Source organism: Paraburkholderia sp. MM5482-R2, from assembly GCF_050436125.1.
GTDB classification, from domain to species: domain Bacteria; phylum Pseudomonadota; class Gammaproteobacteria; order Burkholderiales; family Burkholderiaceae; genus Paraburkholderia; species Paraburkholderia tuberum.
In genome coordinates, this window is the sequence record NZ_JBNDLP010000002.1 from 3334699 (window position 1) to 3352149 (window position 17451).

Below are 17451 nucleotides of genomic sequence, written 5' to 3' on the forward strand. Positions count from 1 at the left end.
CCGCCCTTTCCGGCGGGCTTTTTCTTTAGGCGATCATTTGTCGCCGCGAGCCGCGCCGCTCCCCGTATACCCCGACAACGTCCGTCGCGCATCTGCCGCCACCGGCATTTCCGATAGAATCAAATCATCCCCGTCCGTTAAAGCACCTGACGAACCATTTCATGTCACGACGCATCATCCCTGTTGCCGATCTCAGCGCGGCGCCGGTCATCACCGGCCCAGTGCAGACACCTAGCGGCGTGCTGCACGATGCGCTCGCGCGTCCGCTGCACGATCTGCGCATCTCGGTGACGGACCGCTGCAACTTCCGCTGCGTGTATTGCATGCCGCGCGCCGTGTTCGACAAGGACTACGCTTTCCTGCCTCACAGCGCGTTGTTGAGTTTCGAGGAGATCGAGCGGCTCGCGCAGTTGTTCGTCGCGCATGGCGTCGAGAAAATTCGCCTGACCGGCGGCGAGCCGCTACTGCGCAAAAACCTCGAATTCCTGGTCGACCGGCTCGCCCGGTTGACCACGCCTGCGGGCCGTCCGCTCGATCTCACGCTGACCACCAACGGCTCGCTGCTTGCGCGCAAGGCGCGCAGCCTGAAGGACGCCGGCCTCACGCGCGTGACCGTCAGCCTCGACGCGCTCGACGACGCGCTGTTCCGCCGCATGAACGACGCCGACTTCGCGGTCGCCGACGTGCTCGATGGCATCGCCGCCGCGCAAGCGGCCGGGCTCGCGCCGGTCAAAGTAAACATGGTCGTCAAACGCGGTACCAACGACGGCGAAATCGTCCCCATGGCGCGTCATTTCAAAGGCACGGGCGCGGTGCTGCGCTTCATCGAGTACATGGACGTCGGCACCTCGAACGGCTGGAACATGACCGAAGTGCTGCCTTCCGCCGAGGTCGTCACGCGCATTGCCGAGCATTTCCCGCTGGTGCCGCTCGAAGCGCACAGCGCCGCCGAAACTGCCCAACGCTGGGGTTATGTCGACGGCGGCGGCGAGATCGGCGTCATTTCGAGCGTCACCCGCGCGTTCTGCGGCAATTGCACGCGCGCGCGTTTGTCGACCGAGGGCAAGCTATACCTGTGCCTGTTCGCATCGACCGGACATGACCTGCGCGCGCTGTTGCGCGGCGGTGCGAGCGATGCCGGGATCGCCACCGCCATCGCCGAAATCTGGCAGGGCCGCGGCGACCGCTACTCGCAGCTGCGCGGCAGCCAGCCGGCCGATCAGGGCGAGCCGGCCAAGCGTCGCGTGGAAATGTCCTACATCGGCGGCTGAGCGGCCGACGCATGTCCATCCCCCGCGAACAGATCACTGGCCTCGTGCTCGCGGGCGGGCGCGGCACGCGCATGGGCGGCGTCGACAAGGGGTTGCAGCCGCTGCACGGCGAACCGCTCGCCGCTCACGTGCTGCGGCGCCTCGCGCCGCAGACCGGCCCGCTGATGATCAGCGCGAACCGCCATCCCGACACCTATGCGGCGCTCGGCGCGCCATATCGCGCAACGCTCGTCGCCGACACCCTCCCCGACTTTCCCGGCCCGCTCGCCGGCATGCTCGCCGGACTGCGCGCCGCCGGCACGGCGTACCTGCTGAGCGCGCCCTGCGATTCGCCGTGGCTACCGGCCAACCTCGCCGCGCGCCTCGCGGATGCGCTCGACGCGAACCACGCCGACATCGCAACGGTCGCTACCGTCGACGCCGGTGGAGAAACCTCCCTGCACCCGGTATTCGCGCTGATGCGCACCGCCGTCGCGGACGACCTGGCCGCGTTTCTGGCCTCCGGCGAGCGCAAGGTCCGCGCGTGGTACGCGCGCCACAAGACGGTCGAAGTCGTCTTTGCCGACGAGCGCGCGTTCTACAATGCCAACTCGTTACAAGAACTCGCCGACCTCGAACGCAATCGGGGCCCCGGCTGACATCCGCTCCGGCCGCACGGCAACAGCCGCGCCCATCACCGGTCGCGACGCCCAGCCATTCATGACCACGCTCAACGACTTTTCCCGCTGCGTCGCGCAGTACGATCCTCATGCGCTACCCGTCCCGGCCGCTCAGGCGATCGTCCGGCAGTGGGCGACGCCGGTCGCGGCCGTCGAGCGCCTGGCGTTGCGCGATGCACTCGACCGCGTGCTAGCCGCCGACATCGTGTCGCCGATCGACGTGCCCGCGCACGACAACTCCGCGATGGACGGCTACGCGTTCAATCACGCGGCGCTCGCGGCCGCTATGCGAGGCGGCGCGGACAGCGTCGAGCTGACGGTCGCCGGCAAGGCGCTCGCCGGTCATCCGTTCGCGGGCCGCGTCGCGGCGAACCAGTGCGTGCGCGTGATGACGGGCGCCTGCATGCCTGCCGGTTGCGACACCGTCGTGCCGCAGGAACAGGTGGAGCGCGACGGTGCGGATTCCACCTCGATCCGCTTCGCCGCCAGCGCGGCGGCGGCGGGCGCGAACCGCCGCCGCGCCGGCGAAGACCTCGCGCGCGGCCACGTCGCGCTGCATGCCGGCCGCATCGTGCGCGCGTCGGACCTCGGCCTGCTCGCGTCGCTCGGCATTGGCGAAGTCAGCGTGCGGCGGCGTTTGCGCGTCGCGTTCTTTTCGACCGGCGACGAACTGCGCTCGCTCGGCGAGCCGCTCGACGCGGGCTCGGTCTACGACAGCAACCGCTACACGCTGTTTGCGATGCTGCGGCACCTGAACATCGACGCGCTCGATCTCGGCGTCGTGCGTGACGAGCCGGCCGCGCTCGAAGCCGCGCTGCGCAGTGCCGCGGCCAACGCCGACGTGGTGCTGACTTCGGGCGGCGTGTCGGTGGGCGAAGCGGACTTCACGAAGCAGCTGCTACAGACCTTCGGCGACGTCGCCTTCTGGAGTCTCGCGATGCGCCCCGGCCGGCCGCTCGCGTTCGGCCGCCTGTGGTCCGGCGCACAGCCCGGGCTCGGCAAACCTGCGCTATTCTTCGGCCTGCCCGGCAACCCGGTCGCCGTGATGGTGACGTTCTATCAGATCGTGCGCGAAGCGCTGCTGCTGATGGCCGGCGCGACGCCGCGGCCGCTGCCGGTGATTCACGCGACGAGCCGCGTGGCGGTGGGCAAGCGCGCGGGCCGCACCGAATTCCAGCGCGGCATCGCCGAACAGGACGCGCACGGATACTGGCACGTGAGCCCGACCGGGTCGCAAAGCTCAGGCGTGCTGAGCTCGATGAGCGAAGCGAACTGCTTCATCGTGCTCGGCCACGACGAGGGCGACATCGACGTCGGCGATCGCGTGTCGATCATGCTGTTCGACGGTCTCATCTGACGTTCCAGGCGGCGCATCGATCGCACGACATCGGCACCACAGCAGCACTTCATCGACACTCCACGCACTATCACTACTACGACACACGGGTTTGACTTACATGAAAAAACAGATCTCGTTCATCGCACCGGGACAGACGGCCAAAGCGCTGATCCTCGTGTATCTGACGTTCTCGGTGCCGATCGTGCTGCTCGGCGTGGTGGTCGCGTTCGTGCGCTATGGCTCGGTCGAGCTGAGCACGGTGTTCAGCGCGCTGCTGCTGAACGCGATCCTCGGCTTCGTGCTGTTGTGGATCGCGTGCCACGCCTACAACTGGGTCGCGTCGCGCTTCGGTGGTATCGAAATCCATCTGGCCGACGCACCGGAAGAAGCGTAATGCCCGCGACGATCCGCGCCGCCAAGCCCGCGGATACCGGCGCGATCTTCGCGCTCACCTACGAACTCGCGCAGTTCGAGAACCTCACGCACATCTTCGTCGCGACGGAACATAGCCTGCGCGACGCGCTGTTCGGCGCGCGGCCGTCGATCGAAGCGCTGGTTGCCGAAGACGCGGGGAGCATCGTGGGCTATGCACTGTTCTTCCACAATTTTTCGAGCTTCGCGGGCCGCCGCGGGCTCTATCTCGAAGACGTCTACGTGCAGCCCGCGCAGCGGGGCAGCGGGCTCGGCACCGCGCTTCTGCGACACGTCGCGGCGCTGGCGGTGGAGCGGCAATGCGCGCGCTTCGAGTGGACCGTGCTCGACTGGAATCAGCCGGCGATCAGCTTCTATCAGAAGATGGGGGCGGCGGTGTTGCCGGACTGGCGCGTCGTGCGCGTGACAGGCGATGCGCTGGCGCGTCTGGCTGCAAGGGCGTGAATTCCAGCGCCTCGCCCCTCATTGCTCATCAGGCTCCACATTCGACAGCGCATCGCCGAGCAACCCGCTCGCCTCGTCGCCCGGTAACGCCTCGACGTCGCGCAGCTTGCGGTTCATCATGCGCGTGCGCGTTTCCGCGGCCTCGATCGAACGTGTGACGGTTTCGAGCTGCGCCTTGGTCTTCGCGAGCACGTCGCCGAATTTTCCGAACTCCGTCTTCACCGCGCCGAGTACCTGCCACACCTCGCTCGAACGCTTTTCGATCGCGAGCGTGCGGAAACCCATCTGCAGACTATTGAGCAACGCGGTCAGCGTGGTCGGCCCCGCAATCGTCACGCGATAGTCCCGCTGCAGCAGATCCGTGAGCCCCGGTCGGCGCAGCACTTCCGCGTACAGGCCTTCGGTCGGCAGGAACAGCAGCGCGAAGTCGGTCGTATGCGGCGGCGCCACGTACTTCTCCGCGATCGTGCGCGCCTCCGCGCGAATTCGCACTTCGAGCGCGCGCGATGCTTCCTCGACCGCGACCGGATCGGCGCGCTCCTGCGCTTCGATCAGTCGCTCGTAGTCCTCGCGCGGGAATTTGGCGTCGATCGGCAGCCATACCGGCGTATTCGCGCCGCCGGGCTCCTGCCGCCCCGGCAGACGAATCGCGAACTCCACGCGATCGGCGCTTTTCGGCACCGTCGCGACGTTCTTCGCGTATTGATCGGCGGTCAGCAATTGTTCGAGCAAGGCTTCGAGCTGCACTTCGCCCCACGTGCCGCGCGTCTTCACGTTGGTCAGCACGCGCTTCAGATCGCCGACGCCGGCCGCCAGCGTCTGCATTTCACCGAGACCGCGATGCACCTGTTCGAGCCGGTCGGACACGAGCTTGAACGACTCGCCGAGACGCTGCTCAAGCGTTGCGTGCAGTTTTTCGTCCACGGTGCGGCGCATTTCCTCGAGCCGCGTCGCGTTGTTCGCCTCGATGTCCTTCAGACGCTGCTCGATCGTCGCGCGCACTTCGGCGAAGCGCCGGTCGTTCGCCTCGGTTAGTTGCCCGAGTTGCAGGCTCAGCGTGTCGCCGAACTGCTTCAGCGAGCGGCCCTGCTCGTCGCGCGCCTGTTGCGCCTGTGCCTGCAGGCTGTGACGCACGGCGTCGAGCTGTTGCGCGAAGCCGTCGATCTTGCCGCCCTGCACCGTCGTCATGCTGCTGAACTGCGCGGCGAGCGTCTGCTGAAAATGCGCGAAGCCGCCGCTTTGCTCGGTGCGCGACACGCGCGCGGTCTCGGCGATGTCGTTGCGCAGTTGCCGCTCGAGCCGCTCGGCGGTATGCGCCTGCGCGTCGACGACGGCATCGACGCGTTCGTTCAGCATCTCGAACTGTTCGCGCTGCTCCGTGCGGTCGTGACCGCGTAGCAGCAAGGCCAGTGCGATCACGAGGGCAACCGCCAGCACCGCGACGGCCGCCACCAGAATCATTGTCATGAACGCGCCTTGCCGATCACGTCGGGGTTGATCGGATTCGGCGGCTGACCGGCGCGCGGTCCTGCGCCGAGGCCGGCGATCAGGTTGTCCGCGGCGAGATTCGCCATGGCGCGGCGCGTGGTTTCGGTCGCGCTCGCGATGTGCGGCGTCAGCACGACGTTCGGCACGTTCAGCAGCGCCGGGTGCAGTTGCGGCTCGCCTTCGAACACGTCCAGACCGGCCGCCGCGATGCGCCTGTCACGCAGCGCATCGGCCAACGCCGCATCGTCGACGATGCCGCCGCGCGCGATGTTGGTGAGCGTCGCGCTCGGCTTCATCAGCGCCAGTTCGGCCGCGCCGATCGTGTGGTGGTTGCCTTTGTTGTACGGCAGCACCAGCACGACGTGGTCGGCGCGCCGCAGCAGATCCTCTTTCGACACGTACTCCGCGTTCAGCTCGGCCTCGATTTGCGGCGCGACGCGCGAGCGATTGTGATAGATGACCCGCATGTTGAAGCCCTGCGCGCGCCGCGCGAGCGCCTGGCCGATGCGGCCCATGCCGATCACGCCGAGCGTCGAACCGTATAGGTCGCTGCCGAGGAAGCCGTCGTAGCTCCACTTCTGCCAATGTCCGGCGCGCAGCCAGTGCTCCGATTCGGCGATGCGGCGCGCGGCGGCCATCATCAGCGCCCAGCCGAAATCGGCGGTCGATTCGTTCAGCACGTCCGGCGTGTTGGTGCCGAGTACGTTCGCCGCGTTGAACGCGGCCATGTCGAAGTTGTTGTAGCCGACCGCCATGTTCGACACGACGCGCAGACGCGGCGCCGCGGCGAGCACGCCCGCGTCGATCATCTCGCCGGCCGTCAGCGCGCCGTCCTTGTCCGCGAGACGGCGCTTCAGTTCGTCCGCGGGCAACACGTCGCCCTCGTTCCAGTCGACGTCGAAGTACTGCTTGAGCCGGTCGATCACGTCGGGAAAGATCGAACGGGCAACGAGGATTTTCTGCAATGCAAGTCTCCGTATCGCACGTCGAGGGATTGTCTCGGCGTTGCAGAGTCAGCGTTCAAAAAAGAGCCAGCCGGTCAGCGCGAACAACGGCAGCAGCACCGCGCCGGACCAGCCCAGATACGCAAAAAAGCTCGGCATGCGCACGCCGCGCGATTGCGCGATCGCCTTCACCATGAAGTTCGGCGCGTTGCCGATGTAGGTGTTCGCGCCCATGAACACGGCGCCGGCCGAAATCGCCGCGAGCGTGGTCGCGCCGGTGGTCATCAAGGTCTGCGCATCGCCGCCGGCCAGGTTGAAGAACACGAGGTAGGTCGGCGCGTTGTCGAGAAACGAAGATAGCAGGCCGGTCGCCCAGAAGTACATGATGTCGCGCGGCTCGCCTGACGGATCATTGACCAGTTGGACGATGCCCGCGAACGCGCCGGCTTCTCCCGCGCGCAGGATCATGATGACCGGCACGATCGTCACGAAGATGCCGGCGAACAGTTTGGCGACTTCCTCGATCGGCGCCCAGTTGAAGTCGTTGCCCGCGCGGGCCGCGCGCGGTGTCCACGCGAGCGATAGCAGCGTGACCACGATCAGCGCGGCGTCGCGCACGATGTTTTGCAACGCGACGTGCGTGCCGAGCACGTCGAATGTGATTTGCGGGCGCCACAGTCCGCTCATCAGCACGAACGCGATCACCGCGGCGAGCAGCACGAAATTGATCTTGCCGTCGATGCCGAGCGGCGCGCCGTCGGGCGTCGGATCGAGGAAAGCCGAACGCACTTCCTCGCGCTGGTGAAAGTAGTACGAGTCGAGTGCATAGAAAACGGCAAGTAGCATGCCGCTCACGAACAGCATCGGGGACGCGAGATGCGTAGTGGTCCAGAAAAAGCTCACGCCTTCGAGAAAACCGAGGAACAGCGGCGGGTCGCCGAGCGGCGACAGCGAGCCACCGACGTTCGCGACGAGGAAGATGAAGAACACGACCACGTGGGTCACGTGGCGGCGATTGTCGTTTGCGCGCAGCAACGGGCGGATCAGCAGCATCGCCGCGCCGGTCGTACCCATCACGCTCGCGAGCAAGGTGCCGAGCGCGAGAATCGCGGTGTTCAGCCGCGGTGTGCCATGCAGGTTGCCACGCACGCAGATGCCGCCCGCGACGGTATAGAGCGCGCTCAGCAGGATGATGAACGGAATGTACTCGTCGAGCATGGCATGCGCGAGCGCGCCGAGCGCCGCGCTCGCGCCGAAGCTCACGGCAAACGGCACGATGAACGCGAGCGCCCACGCCGCGGCGATCTTGCCGAAGTGGTGATGCCAGAGGGCTGGCGCGATCAGCGGAACGATCGCGATCGACAGCAGCACACCCGCGAAGGGCAAGCCCCACAACGCCGACAAGCGCGCGCCGTCGAGGAGCGTCTCAGCCTGCACGGACGGCGAGCACAGCGCAAGCATCGACGCAACGGCGAGCCACCGGCCCGTGCGGCCGGCCTGCGAATTCATGCCGATACAGGCCGCGCGACGGCTTGCAACCGCACGCACGACAGATAACGCGTGTGTCGCGTATGCGCTGGCACGCCGCCGCGCGACGCGTTCAAGCATCCTGCACGACGATCGCATGCACCCGGTAGGGGCCGTGCGCGCCCAGCACGATGGTCTGCTCGATGTCGCCGGTGCGCGATGGTCCCGACACGAAATTGACCGCGCGCGGCAGCTCGCCGCGTTCCTTGCGGATCAGGTCGAACGCCTCTTCATGACCCGCGACGATCCGCGAGCCCGGCACGATCGCGATGTGCGTCTCCGGCAGCAGCCCCGCCGACGCATACGTCTCGGGACCGGACAGCAACACGAGCGTGCCGGTCTCCGCGGTCGCGCAGAAACAGCCGGTGAGACCGACCACGTCATTGTCTTGCGGTTTGCGAAATTCGACGGCGAGGCCGGCTGCGGCCCACGGCAGATCGCGCAGCGTTTGCCACGCAATGGCCTGCAACGGCAAACCGTGTTGCGTCAGATAGCGATGCGCGGCGGCGGGTACATCGGCGAAGGTTTGAACGGTGTCGACAGTACTCGCCATTTTCTGCGCTTCCTCGATGAAGCGCGCGCGCAGATCGGTGGGCATGTCCGGACGCGGGCCGGCCGGATGACGCGCGAGATAGTCCGCCGCGGCTTCGCGCTCGGCGGCGCTCGGTTCGGGCTCGCGCCCTTGCGCGGCGCGGATGCGCGCCAGGATGTTGCGGCGGGCAATCGATGTGTCCATGGGCGAAATCCTCGTGTCGACGGCCGTGCGATATGGCGAGGATTATACCGGCCGCGCTCCGCGCGAACACCCTGGCCGAACGGCATATTGCCGCCAGTCGATCGCGCGGCGACACTGTTCGCCGTGCCCCCGAACGCGAGCAGATCATGGTCAGGCGATGAACCGAAAAGCAGTCCGCAAAGCGCGCTACCTGGCCGCCTCTTCTTCCGGCTGCGCGATGCCGAACACCTGGCGCAGATACGCGAGATACGCCTTGTCCTCGCACATGTTCTTGCCCGGCGAGTCCGACAATTTCGCGACCGGCTGACCGTTGCAACGAACCATCTTGATCACGATCTGCAGCGGGTTGTAGCCGAGGTCGTTGGTCAGATTGGTGCCCACGCCGAACGCGAGCTTGCAGCGGCCGCGGAAGCGCTCGTATAGCTGCAGCACCTTCGGGATGTCGAGCGCGTCGGAGAACACGAGGACCTTGGTGCGCGGGTCGCAACGATTCGCCTCGTAGTGTTTGAGCAGGCGCTCGCCCCAGTCGAATGGGTCGCCGGAATCGTGGCGAGCACCGTCGAACAGCTTGCAGAAGTACATGTCGAAGTCGCGCAGGAACGCCTGCATGCCGTACACGTCGGAGAGCGCGATCCCGAGGTCGCCGCGATATTCCTTCGCCCACATCTCGAAGCCGAAGATCTGCGAGTCGCGCAGCCGCGGACCGAGCGCCTGGCAAGCCTGCAGGTACTCGTGCGCCATCGTGCCGAGCGGTGTCAGGCTGTGCTTCATCGCGTAGAAGACGTTGCTCGTGCCGGCGAACTGCTCGCCGAGACCGTCCTTCAGCGTGAGGATCACTTCCTCGTGCCACTGCTTCGAGAAGCGGCGGCGCGTGCCGTAATCGGCGATCTTGCAGTCGGCGAACTCCGGACGAGCGCCGAGCAGTTGAATCTTGTCGAGCAGACGGCCACGGCCTACGTGATAGTCGGGCGTTTGCTGGGTGTTGCGGAAATAGACTTCGTTGACGATCGCGAGCACCGGAATTTCGAAGAGGATCGTATGCAGCCACGGCCCCTTGATGTCGATGTCGATTTCGCCATTGCCCTTCGGCGACGGCGTGATCGAAATGTACTTCTCGTTCAGATGGAACAACGCGAGGAACTCGATGAAGTCGCCCTTGATGAAGCGCATGCGGCGCAGGTAGTCGAGTTCGTCGTCGGTGAAACGCAGTTCGCAGAGCTTGCGCACTTCGTCGCGAATCTCGTCGACGTACGGCACCAGATCGACGTTCGGCGTGCGGCAGCGGAAGCGGTACTCCACGTTGGCGGCGGGGAAGTGATGCAACACCACCTGCATCATCGTGAACTTGTACAGATCGGTATCGAGCAGCGAAGTAATAATCATGATGGTACGAACTGGACCGCTGAAAAAACGAAAAGGGCTCACTGCACCCTTGCAACGGACGCGCTGAGCCGAGCGGCGCGCCAACCTGATGCATGTTACCCGAATGCGTCCGCATCCAGCGTGCCACCGGGCCTTCGCCGCCATTGCGCGGCCGCTCGCGGCACCCCATAAACTAATCACAAAAACATATAAGACGCACGGCCCGATGCTTTATGCGCCTGTTGACGTTACGTTACAATAGTGCTTTTGGCGTCCGCGCCCTCCCCGATTCCGCATGCAGGAGCTGCCTGAATGACTCACGTTGTGACCGAAAGCTGCATCAAGTGCCGCTATACCGACTGCGTCGATGTGTGCCCGGTGGACTGCTTTCGCGAAGGTCCCAACTTCCTCGCGATCGACCCCGATGAATGCATCGACTGCGCCGTGTGCGTGGCCGAGTGCCCGGTGAACGCCATCTATGCCGAAGAAGACGTGCCGGGAGACCAGCAGGACTTCATCGCGCTGAACGCCGACCTGGCGAAAGCGTGGCCGAGCATCACGAAGACCAAGGCACCGCTGCCGGAAGCCGAGGAATTCAAGGATGTGAAGGAAAAGCTCGCGCTGCTCGCGCGCTGAGCGCGGCCGCCTGTCACCTGCCTTGGCCGTTCAAATTCAGTATCAGGATGAACGCCGAGGTATTGACAGACTTTTCAGCTGCCTCTAAAATTTCGTTTCTCTGCTGTTGTTGTTCTGTTCCTCGATAGCTCAGTCGGTAGAGCGCCGGACTGTTAATCCGTAGGTCCCTGGTTCGAGCCCAGGTCGAGGAGCCAAGAATTGCAAAAGCCCGTTAATCAGACGGGTTTTTTTTATGTAGATCAAGTTGTACTGCTGTTCCTCGATAGCTCAGTCGGTAGAGCGCCGGACTGTTAATCCGTAGGTCCCTGGTTCGAGCCCAGGTCGAGGAGCCAAAAATTTTGAAAGGCCCGCATCCATGCGGGCCTTTTTGTTTTTGTGCCACGACGGACAGCCTCACGCGCGCCGCGCGCCGTTATACGATGGCGCCTTCACGGCGCACGTTTCGCCCCGCTCTGGCGCCGGCCCACTCCAGACACTCAACCGGCACGCTCATGAAATCCACCTCGCTACGCATCGCGCTCGCGGCCGCCGGCGCCCTGCTGCTTTCTTCGGCGCGCGGCGAAGAAATCGCCAGCGTCAATACGAATTTTCACGTTACCGGCTCCGACCGCGTGGTCGTGGAGGCCTATGACGATCCCATCGTGCAAGGCGTCACCTGCTACGTGTCGCGGGCGCGGACGGGCGGCGTCAAAGGCACGCTCGGCATCGCCGAAGATCCGACCGAGGCGTCGATCGCGTGCCGCCAGCTCGGGGAGTTGCATTTCACCGGCCCCGTCAAGCAGAAGGACGACGTGTTCTCGGTCAGCATGTCGCTGATCTTCAAGTCGCTGCACGTGGTGCGCGTGGTCGACACGAAGCGCAACGCCCTGGTCTATCTGACCTACAGCGACCGCGTCGTCAGCGGCAGCGCGAAAAACAGCGTGAGCGCCGTGCCGATGCCCACTGGCACGACGATTCCGGTCAAGTAAGGCAAGTCAGGACAAGTACCGGCAATTGACGGCACCCGCGGCACGCGGCGCGGCGCTGCACACCCGCCGCCGTCCCCGACAACGACGCGTTAAACTGACCGGTCCAGCCAGACTTTCCTCATGACCGCCACCCCTCGTTTCCGCGATTCCGCCCGCTACTGGCGCACGCCGCTACTGCCCGGCGCGGATCTGCTCACCGCCGAATATCACGATCACGAGTTCGCGCCGCATTGGCACGACGCCTACACGATCCCGGTGATCGTCGCGGGTGCGGAATGCTATCGGTATAACGGCGAGCACCATGTCGCCGAAGCGGGCAGCGTGCCGGTCATCAACCCGGGCGAGTTGCACACGGGGTCGAAGGCGGTCGAGGCGGGCTGGCGCTATCGCGTGATGTACGCGCCGGTCGGGTTCCTCTGCGCGCTGGCCGACGAAGTCGCCGGCAAGCCGCAGGCCTTACCGTGGTTCGCGCCCGGCGTGATCCGCGATTCCGATCTCGCGACGCGGCTCGCGCACGCCCACCGTCTGCTCGAAGCCGGCGACGACGCGCTCGCCGCCGAAACCGCGATGCTCGACGCGCTGTCCACGTTGCTGGTCCGCTATGCGCGGACGCGCCCCGCCGCCGCTCGCGTCGCCACCGACGACACTCGCGTCGCACTGATGCAGGAGCGTCTGACCGGCGACCTCGTCGAACCGGTGACGCTCGCCGAGGTCGCGAAGGCAGCGGGTCTGTCGCCGTTCCACGCGGCGCGGCTATTCACCCAATCGACCGGCCTGCCGCCCCACGCGTGGCGCAATCAGGTGCGCCTGCAGCGCGCGCTCGCGCCGTTGCGCGCCGGCGTCCCGGTGACCGACGTCGCCGCCGCGAGCGGCTTCACCGATCAGAGCCATTTCACGCGGCATTTCCGGCGCATGTTCGGCGTGCCGCCGGGCCAATGGCAAGGAACGCAGCGCGGTTCGTAACGCGATGTGGCACCGCCGGCGCCTGCACCGCGCGCCGTGAGCGTGCCGCCGCAATCCGTCAGCCCGTCATCAGCCATCCCCCCGCTACACCGTAGCACCCCATCCGCAACCCGCCGCAAGAACGTACAAGTCCGAACGCCGGTCAGCCGCTATGCTTCCGACATCAAGGAGGCTTAGATTGACCGATTCCACCCAAGGCCAGCCCACCCGGGGCGGCCATCTCAAAGAATTCGCCGCCGGCGCGCGCGACATCATCCCGATGATGGTCGGCGCCGCGCCGTTCGGCGTCATTTTCGGCACGCTCGTGACCTCCAGCCCGCTGCATCTGTGGCACGGCCAGTTGATGTCGCTCGTCGTTTTCGCGGGCTCCGCGCAGTTCATCGCGCTCGGCCTGATCGCCGGGCATGCGAGCTTCGCCGTGATCTGGGCGACCACGCTCGTCGTCAATCTGCGTCACGTGCTGTATAGCGCGACGCTCGCACCGCACGTCGCGCATCTGCCGAAGCGCTGGCGTTGGGCGCTCGGCGCGCTGCTCACCGACGAAGTCTTCGCGGTCGCGTGGGAGCACTACCGGCATCGCGAGCCGGGCACGGTCGGCCCGTACTACTTCTTCGGCGCCGGCGTCGCGATGTATCTGAACTGGCAGCTATGGACCGTCGCCGGCCTGCTGTTCGGCTCGGCCTTCCCCGGCCTGCAGTCGCTCGGTCTCGACTTTGCGATGGTTGCGACGTTCATTGCGATCGTCGTGCCGCAACTGGTCGCGCTGCGCTATATCGCGGCGGCCGTCACCGCCGGCGCGCTGGCGTTTTTCTGGCAGGCGTGGCCGTATAAGCTCGGCCTGCTCGGCGCAGTGTTCGCGGGAGTCGCGGTCGGTGTACTGCTGTCGATGTCGCGTCTGAACCTGCGTGGCGCGCGCCGTCCCGTGGAGACCGCGCGATGAACTACGTCGTTCTGATCGTCGGCATGGCGGCGATTACATGGTTGATCCGCGCGGCCGTGTTCGTGCTCGGCGACCGGCTCGTGTTCCCGCCGCTTCTGCGCACCGCGCTTAGCTTCGTGCCGGTCACCGTGCTGACCGCGATCATCGTCCCGATGGCCGTGTCGCCGCACGGCAACAACGCCGAGCTGAACTGGCGCAATCCGCAGCTGGTCGGCGCGCTCGCCGCGATCGTCGTTAGCGCGCTGACGCGCCGGCCGCTGCTGACGATCGCAGTCGGTCTAGGCGTGTTCTTCGTCTGGCAGTGCGTGGTGCTGAAGTAAGCGCGCCCTGTCTCTACGCTCATCGACTCATCAGCGGTCCCGTCGACACCTCGCCGCGTCGCGGGCCGCGCACTCCCGTTCAAGCGACTCCCAAGCGGGCCATTGCCCGAAGCTTCCCTCCAAAGCGCCCGCGCGTCGCCGGGCCGCTCTCAAGTTTCCCGCCACCCCGCCGATATGCAGTCGAGGTCCGCTCATCGGGAGTCGTCCCGCTGGTTACGCGGCAACAGGCTGGAATCAAGCGCGTCGGCGACCGGCGTCGCATCGCCTCGGTCCGCGCGCGGCCGGGCGATCTTGCGACGGCGCGCCGCGCGCGGCCGCATTAAACGGGATAACACATGGGTCAAATCACCCTGAAGCTCAAGGACGAGACCGTCGCGTCGCTGCGCAAGGACTTCGAGGCCTTTTTACGGGTCTCGCTGAAGCTCGATCCGCAGTTCGCGACGCCTTCGTTCGAGGATTTCTTACGCGCCAAGCTGCTCGACAACATGGTGCCGCTCACCGAGCACGCGGTACAGCGGATGCTGCAAGGCGGCCAGTACGCGTGGGCCAAACGCACGCTCGACAAGGAATTCCCGGACGTCGTGTCGATCCTGATGCGGCAGGCGGGCGAGTTCGGCTTCGGTTTCGCGGCGCGCTCGGAATGGACGCCCGAGGAGCTCACCAAGCAATGCCGCGACTGGGCCGCCGCAATCGTCAAGGAGGCGGAAGGCGACGCGACGCTGGTCGACCCCCTCGCCTCGCAGATCAAGAGCACGGTGCAGGACATTCAGGCGCTCGAGGAAGTGATGCAGACGCCGGCATGGCGGCTCGTCGAATCGCTGCGTCAGCGCGTCTACGAGGCGAAGGTCGCGTGCGAGATGAGCGTGGGCAGCACCGCGCGCGAGAAGCTCGGCGAACTGCGTGGGCTGTTGCGGCTAGGCATTTCGCACGGCACGTTCCAGAAGCAGGAAGCGCAGCAGATCATGGAGTATCTGCGGCTCTTGAAGCCGGAGATTTTCGTCGAGGAGCCGTACGACGTGTTCTCGCGGCTCGCGGCATGGCTGCGCAATTTCTTCGTGCCGGCGCCTCCGGTCGCGCAGCAACAGCAGCGGCAGTCGCGCTGAGCTTCCACTGACCCGCGCGGCGCACGTCCCTTCGTCGGATAAATGCGCCCCCTGCCCGCGCGTCGATCCCAACGCGCGGTGCTAGCCGCTCAATCCCACATCTTCCTGAGCTTCGCCGCGATCTCGATCTTCGCCTGCGCGGCCGCGGCGAGCCCTGCCGCGCTCGGCGCGCTCGCCACCGCAATGCGCGGCCACGCATAGGCGTCGAACAGCGGCAGCATCGGCGTGGCGATGAAGCGCGTGCGCGACGCCCACACATGGCGGTCGCCCAGATGCGTCTGGTTGTGCACGTAAAAGCGCTGCGGCACGACGATGTGCAGGTCTTCCTTCGCGCGCGTCATCGCCACGTAAAGCAGGCGCCGCTCCTCGTCGATTTCCTCGTCGCTGCCGGTGCCGAGATCGGACGGAATACAGCCGTCGACGCCGTTCAGCACGAACACGTTGCGCCACTCCTGACCCTTCGCCGAATGGATCGTCGACAGGATCAGGTAGTCCTCGTCGATCAGCGGCACGCCGGATTCGTCGCTGGTCGCGTCGGGCGGATCGAGCGTCAATTCGGTCAGGAAGCGTTCACGCGACGGATACGTACCCGCGATGCTTTCCATCTGCAGCAGGTCCGCGTGACGGATCGCGGCGTCCTCGTGATTACGCTCCAGATGCGGCTCGTACCAGCGCCGCACCATCTCGAACTCGGCGGGCCACGGCGTTTGCCGGCCGTACACGCTCGACATCAGCTTGACGAACGGATGCCAGTCTTCCTGCGTGCGCGCGGGCGCCGCAAACGCGGCCAGCACACCGCCCGCGGTCGCGACCGGATCGCCGCCGTCCGCGCGCACGACGATGTCGTCGAGCACCTTCGCCGCGGTGGCCGGGCCGACGCCCGGCAGCAGCTGCACGACGCGAAAGCCGGCGACGCGATCGCGCGGATTCCCGGCCCAGCGCAGCACCGCGAGCACGTCCTTCACATGCACCGAGTCGAGAAATTTGAGCCCGCCGAACTTGACGAATGGAATGTTGCGGCGCGTGAGCTCGATCTCGAGCGCGGCGCTGTGATGCGCGGCGCGAAACAATACCGCCTGCGACTTCAGCTTCACGCCCTGCTCGCGCGCTTCGAGCACCTGCTCGACGACGTAGCGAGCTTGCGCGGCATCGTCGGCGACCGTGACGAGGCGCGGGCGCTGCGCCGACGCCTTGTCGGTCCACAGATTCTTGGTGTAGCGCTCGCTCGCGAGTTCGATCACCGCGTTCGACGCGGCGAGAATCGGCTCGGTCGAGCGATAGTTGCGCTCGAGCGTGACCTGCCTGGCGGGCGGCTCGAACTGCGTGGGAAAGTCGAGGATATTGCGCACCGTCGCGCCGCGAAACGAATAGATCGACTGCGCGTCGTCGCCGACCACGGTCAGGCCTCGGCCGTCCGGCTTCATCGCGAGCAGGATCGACGCCTGCAGGCGGTTGGTGTCCTGGTATTCGTCGACCAGAACATGATCGAAACGCGCCGACAGATCGGCCGCGATGCTGGGCTCGGCGGCCATGTGCGACCAGTAGAGCAGCAGATCGTCGTAGTCGAGCACGCTCTGCTTCTGTTTGGCGTCGACGTATGCGGCGAACAGCCGGCGCAGATCGCCCTCCCACTCGCGACACCACGGAAACGCGCGGTCCAATACCTGGCCGAGCGATGCGCCGGTGTTGACGACACGCGAGTAGATCGCGAAGCAGGTGCCCTTCGCCGGAAAGCGCCGCTCCTTCGCGGACAGTCCAAGCTCGTGGCGCACGAGGTTCATCAGGTCGGCGGAGTCTTCGCGGTCGTTGATCGTGAACGCGGGCGCGAGGCCGATCAGATCCGCGTATTCGCGCAACAGCCGCGCGCCGACACTATGGAAGGTACCCGCCCACGTGAGCCCTTGCGCGAGCGCGGCGCGTGGGCCGACGGTAGTGGCCGCAGCGCCCGCGATGCGGGTCACGCGGCGGATCATTTCGAGCGCCGCGCGGCGCGAGAAGGTCAACAGCAGGATGCGCTGCGGATCGGCGCCCTTCACCACCAGATTGGCGACGCGGTGCGCGAGCGTGTTGGTCTTGCCGGAGCCGGCGCCCGCGATCACGAGCAGTGCGCCGGGCAGCGCGTCTGGCGTGTCGGTCCCGTATTCGACGGCTTCGCGTTGGGCGTCGTTGAGCTTCGCTAGCCAGGCGGCGGTATCGAACGACGGAGCGGATTCGGCGACGGTAGACACTGATCGGTTTCGCGGGTTGGATGGATCTTCAGGATGCGACGCAGACTGTATATCCATACAACCTCATGCGACAAGCGCCCCTTTTTTCGGG

The 17451-nt window shown here is 66.1% G+C and carries 17 protein-coding genes and 2 tRNA genes; 13 read left to right on the plus strand and 6 right to left on the minus strand.

Annotated elements, in window-relative coordinates:
• Positions 1 to 161: 161 nt before the first annotated feature.
• From moaA to OKW37_RS18160, 5 genes are all read left to right on the plus strand, one after another.
• Positions 162 to 1271: a GTP 3',8-cyclase MoaA gene (gene moaA, locus OKW37_RS18140; RefSeq protein WP_429346142.1), complete on the plus strand. Its 1110-nt coding sequence runs from the start codon at positions 162 to 164 to the stop codon at positions 1269 to 1271.
• Between the two features lie 11 nt (positions 1272 to 1282).
• Entirely contained in the window at positions 1283 to 1909 is a 627-nt protein-coding gene (mobA, locus tag OKW37_RS18145) for a molybdenum cofactor guanylyltransferase MobA (protein ID WP_429404902.1), read from the plus strand.
• A 61-nt stretch (positions 1910 to 1970) separates the two neighbouring features.
• Positions 1971 to 3287, plus strand: coding sequence for a molybdopterin molybdotransferase MoeA (gene moeA / locus OKW37_RS18150; protein WP_429509889.1), 1317 nt, complete (start codon positions 1971 to 1973; stop codon positions 3285 to 3287).
• A gap of 100 nt (positions 3288 to 3387) precedes the next feature.
• On the plus strand, positions 3388 to 3663 hold the full coding sequence (locus OKW37_RS18155) for a hypothetical protein (RefSeq protein ID WP_008923126.1): 276 nt from the start codon (positions 3388 to 3390) through the stop codon (positions 3661 to 3663).
• Positions 3663 to 4145 (plus strand): N-acetyltransferase family protein, encoded by a 483-nt coding sequence (locus OKW37_RS18160; RefSeq protein ID WP_429404900.1) that lies wholly within the window; start codon positions 3663 to 3665, stop codon positions 4143 to 4145. The genes OKW37_RS18155 and OKW37_RS18160 overlap by 1 nt, the downstream gene beginning before the upstream one ends.
• A gap of 18 nt (positions 4146 to 4163) precedes the next feature.
• On the opposite strand, the gene OKW37_RS18165 is transcribed toward OKW37_RS18160, so the two are convergent.
• The 5 genes from OKW37_RS18165 to pncB all read right to left on the minus strand — a co-directional run bounded on the left by OKW37_RS18165 (position 4164) and on the right by pncB (position 10223).
• Entirely contained in the window at positions 4164 to 5612 is a 1449-nt protein-coding gene (locus tag OKW37_RS18165) for a DNA recombination protein RmuC (protein WP_429404898.1), read from the minus strand.
• Positions 5609 to 6598, minus strand: a complete 990-nt coding sequence (locus OKW37_RS18170) for a 2-hydroxyacid dehydrogenase (protein WP_090801203.1) — start codon at positions 6596 to 6598, stop codon at positions 5609 to 5611. Before OKW37_RS18170 ends, OKW37_RS18165 begins: the two co-directional genes overlap by 4 nt.
• Before the next feature lie 48 nt (positions 6599 to 6646).
• Entirely contained in the window at positions 6647 to 8038 is a 1392-nt protein-coding gene (locus OKW37_RS18175; RefSeq protein ID WP_429408372.1) for a sodium:proton antiporter, read from the minus strand.
• A gap of 139 nt (positions 8039 to 8177) precedes the next feature.
• Positions 8178 to 8840 carry a LutC/YkgG family protein gene (locus OKW37_RS18180; RefSeq protein WP_018421304.1) on the minus strand — a complete coding sequence of 221 codons (663 nt, stop codon included), beginning with the start codon at positions 8838 to 8840 and terminating at the stop codon, positions 8178 to 8180.
• Between the two features lie 186 nt (positions 8841 to 9026).
• Positions 9027 to 10223 (minus strand): nicotinate phosphoribosyltransferase, encoded by a 1197-nt coding sequence (gene pncB / locus OKW37_RS18185; protein ID WP_187612385.1) that lies wholly within the window; start codon positions 10221 to 10223, stop codon positions 9027 to 9029.
• Positions 10224 to 10514: 291 nt separating this feature from the next.
• Here pncB and fdxA point away from each other — a divergent pair, with 291 nt between their 5' ends.
• From fdxA to OKW37_RS18225, 8 genes are all read left to right on the plus strand, one after another.
• Entirely contained in the window at positions 10515 to 10838 is a 324-nt protein-coding gene (gene fdxA, locus OKW37_RS18190) for a ferredoxin FdxA (protein WP_090801209.1), read from the plus strand.
• A gap of 118 nt (positions 10839 to 10956) precedes the next feature.
• Positions 10957 to 11032 (plus strand) — tRNA-Asn (locus OKW37_RS18195).
• Positions 11033 to 11094: 62 nt separating this feature from the next.
• Positions 11095 to 11170, plus strand: a tRNA-Asn gene (locus OKW37_RS18200).
• Between the two features lie 159 nt (positions 11171 to 11329).
• Entirely contained in the window at positions 11330 to 11806 is a 477-nt protein-coding gene (locus OKW37_RS18205; protein ID WP_090805411.1) for a CreA family protein, read from the plus strand.
• A 120-nt stretch (positions 11807 to 11926) separates the two neighbouring features.
• On the plus strand, positions 11927 to 12769 hold the full coding sequence (locus OKW37_RS18210) for an AraC family transcriptional regulator (protein WP_429404894.1): 843 nt from the start codon (positions 11927 to 11929) through the stop codon (positions 12767 to 12769).
• 178 nt (positions 12770 to 12947) lie between these two features.
• Positions 12948 to 13709: an AzlC family ABC transporter permease gene (locus OKW37_RS18215; protein WP_429404892.1), complete on the plus strand. Its 762-nt coding sequence runs from the start codon at positions 12948 to 12950 to the stop codon at positions 13707 to 13709.
• The gene (locus tag OKW37_RS18220) at positions 13706 to 14029 is read left to right on the plus strand and encodes an AzlD domain-containing protein (protein WP_187612389.1); all 324 of its coding nucleotides are present in this window, start codon (positions 13706 to 13708) and stop codon (positions 14027 to 14029) included. Before OKW37_RS18215 ends, OKW37_RS18220 begins: the two co-directional genes overlap by 4 nt.
• Positions 14030 to 14364: 335 nt before the next feature.
• Positions 14365 to 15132, plus strand: a complete 768-nt coding sequence (locus OKW37_RS18225; RefSeq protein ID WP_184061386.1) for a DUF4088 family protein — start codon at positions 14365 to 14367, stop codon at positions 15130 to 15132.
• 89 nt (positions 15133 to 15221) lie between these two features.
• Here the strand turns inward: OKW37_RS18225 and OKW37_RS18230 are convergent, their stop codons facing one another.
• The gene (locus tag OKW37_RS18230) at positions 15222 to 17417 is read right to left on the minus strand and encodes an ATP-dependent helicase (protein ID WP_429404889.1); all 2196 of its coding nucleotides are present in this window, start codon (positions 17415 to 17417) and stop codon (positions 15222 to 15224) included.
• Between the last annotated feature and the right edge of the window lie 34 nt (positions 17418 to 17451).

What these genes read in the sequence shown, in the direction of transcription:
- pncB (WP_187612385.1), bottom strand. Translation starts at nt 10,223, where the DNA reads ATGATTATTACTTCGCTGCTCGATACCGATCTGTACAAGTTCACGATG.
- OKW37_RS18175 (WP_429408372.1), bottom strand. Translation starts at nt 8,038, where the DNA reads ATGCTTGCGCTGTGCTCGCCGTCCGTGCAGGCTGAGACGCTCCTCGAC.
- OKW37_RS18165 (WP_429404898.1), bottom strand. Translation starts at nt 5,612, where the DNA reads ATGACAATGATTCTGGTGGCGGCCGTCGCGGTGCTGGCGGTTGCCCTC.
- moeA (WP_429509889.1), top strand. Translation starts at nt 1,971, where the DNA reads ATGACCACGCTCAACGACTTTTCCCGCTGCGTCGCGCAGTACGATCCT.
- OKW37_RS18220 (WP_187612389.1), top strand. Translation starts at nt 13,706, where the DNA reads ATGAACTACGTCGTTCTGATCGTCGGCATGGCGGCGATTACATGGTTG.
- OKW37_RS18180 (WP_018421304.1), bottom strand. Translation starts at nt 8,840, where the DNA reads ATGGACACATCGATTGCCCGCCGCAACATCCTGGCGCGCATCCGCGCC.
- OKW37_RS18155 (WP_008923126.1), top strand. Translation starts at nt 3,388, where the DNA reads ATGAAAAAACAGATCTCGTTCATCGCACCGGGACAGACGGCCAAAGCG.
- OKW37_RS18160 (WP_429404900.1), top strand. Translation starts at nt 3,663, where the DNA reads ATGCCCGCGACGATCCGCGCCGCCAAGCCCGCGGATACCGGCGCGATC.
- OKW37_RS18210 (WP_429404894.1), top strand. Translation starts at nt 11,927, where the DNA reads ATGACCGCCACCCCTCGTTTCCGCGATTCCGCCCGCTACTGGCGCACG.
- OKW37_RS18225 (WP_184061386.1), top strand. Translation starts at nt 14,365, where the DNA reads ATGGGTCAAATCACCCTGAAGCTCAAGGACGAGACCGTCGCGTCGCTG.
- OKW37_RS18230 (WP_429404889.1), bottom strand. Translation starts at nt 17,417, where the DNA reads ATGGATATACAGTCTGCGTCGCATCCTGAAGATCCATCCAACCCGCGA.
- moaA (WP_429346142.1), top strand. Translation starts at nt 162, where the DNA reads ATGTCACGACGCATCATCCCTGTTGCCGATCTCAGCGCGGCGCCGGTC.
- mobA (WP_429404902.1), top strand. Translation starts at nt 1,283, where the DNA reads ATGTCCATCCCCCGCGAACAGATCACTGGCCTCGTGCTCGCGGGCGGG.
- OKW37_RS18205 (WP_090805411.1), top strand. Translation starts at nt 11,330, where the DNA reads ATGAAATCCACCTCGCTACGCATCGCGCTCGCGGCCGCCGGCGCCCTG.
- fdxA (WP_090801209.1), top strand. Translation starts at nt 10,515, where the DNA reads ATGACTCACGTTGTGACCGAAAGCTGCATCAAGTGCCGCTATACCGAC.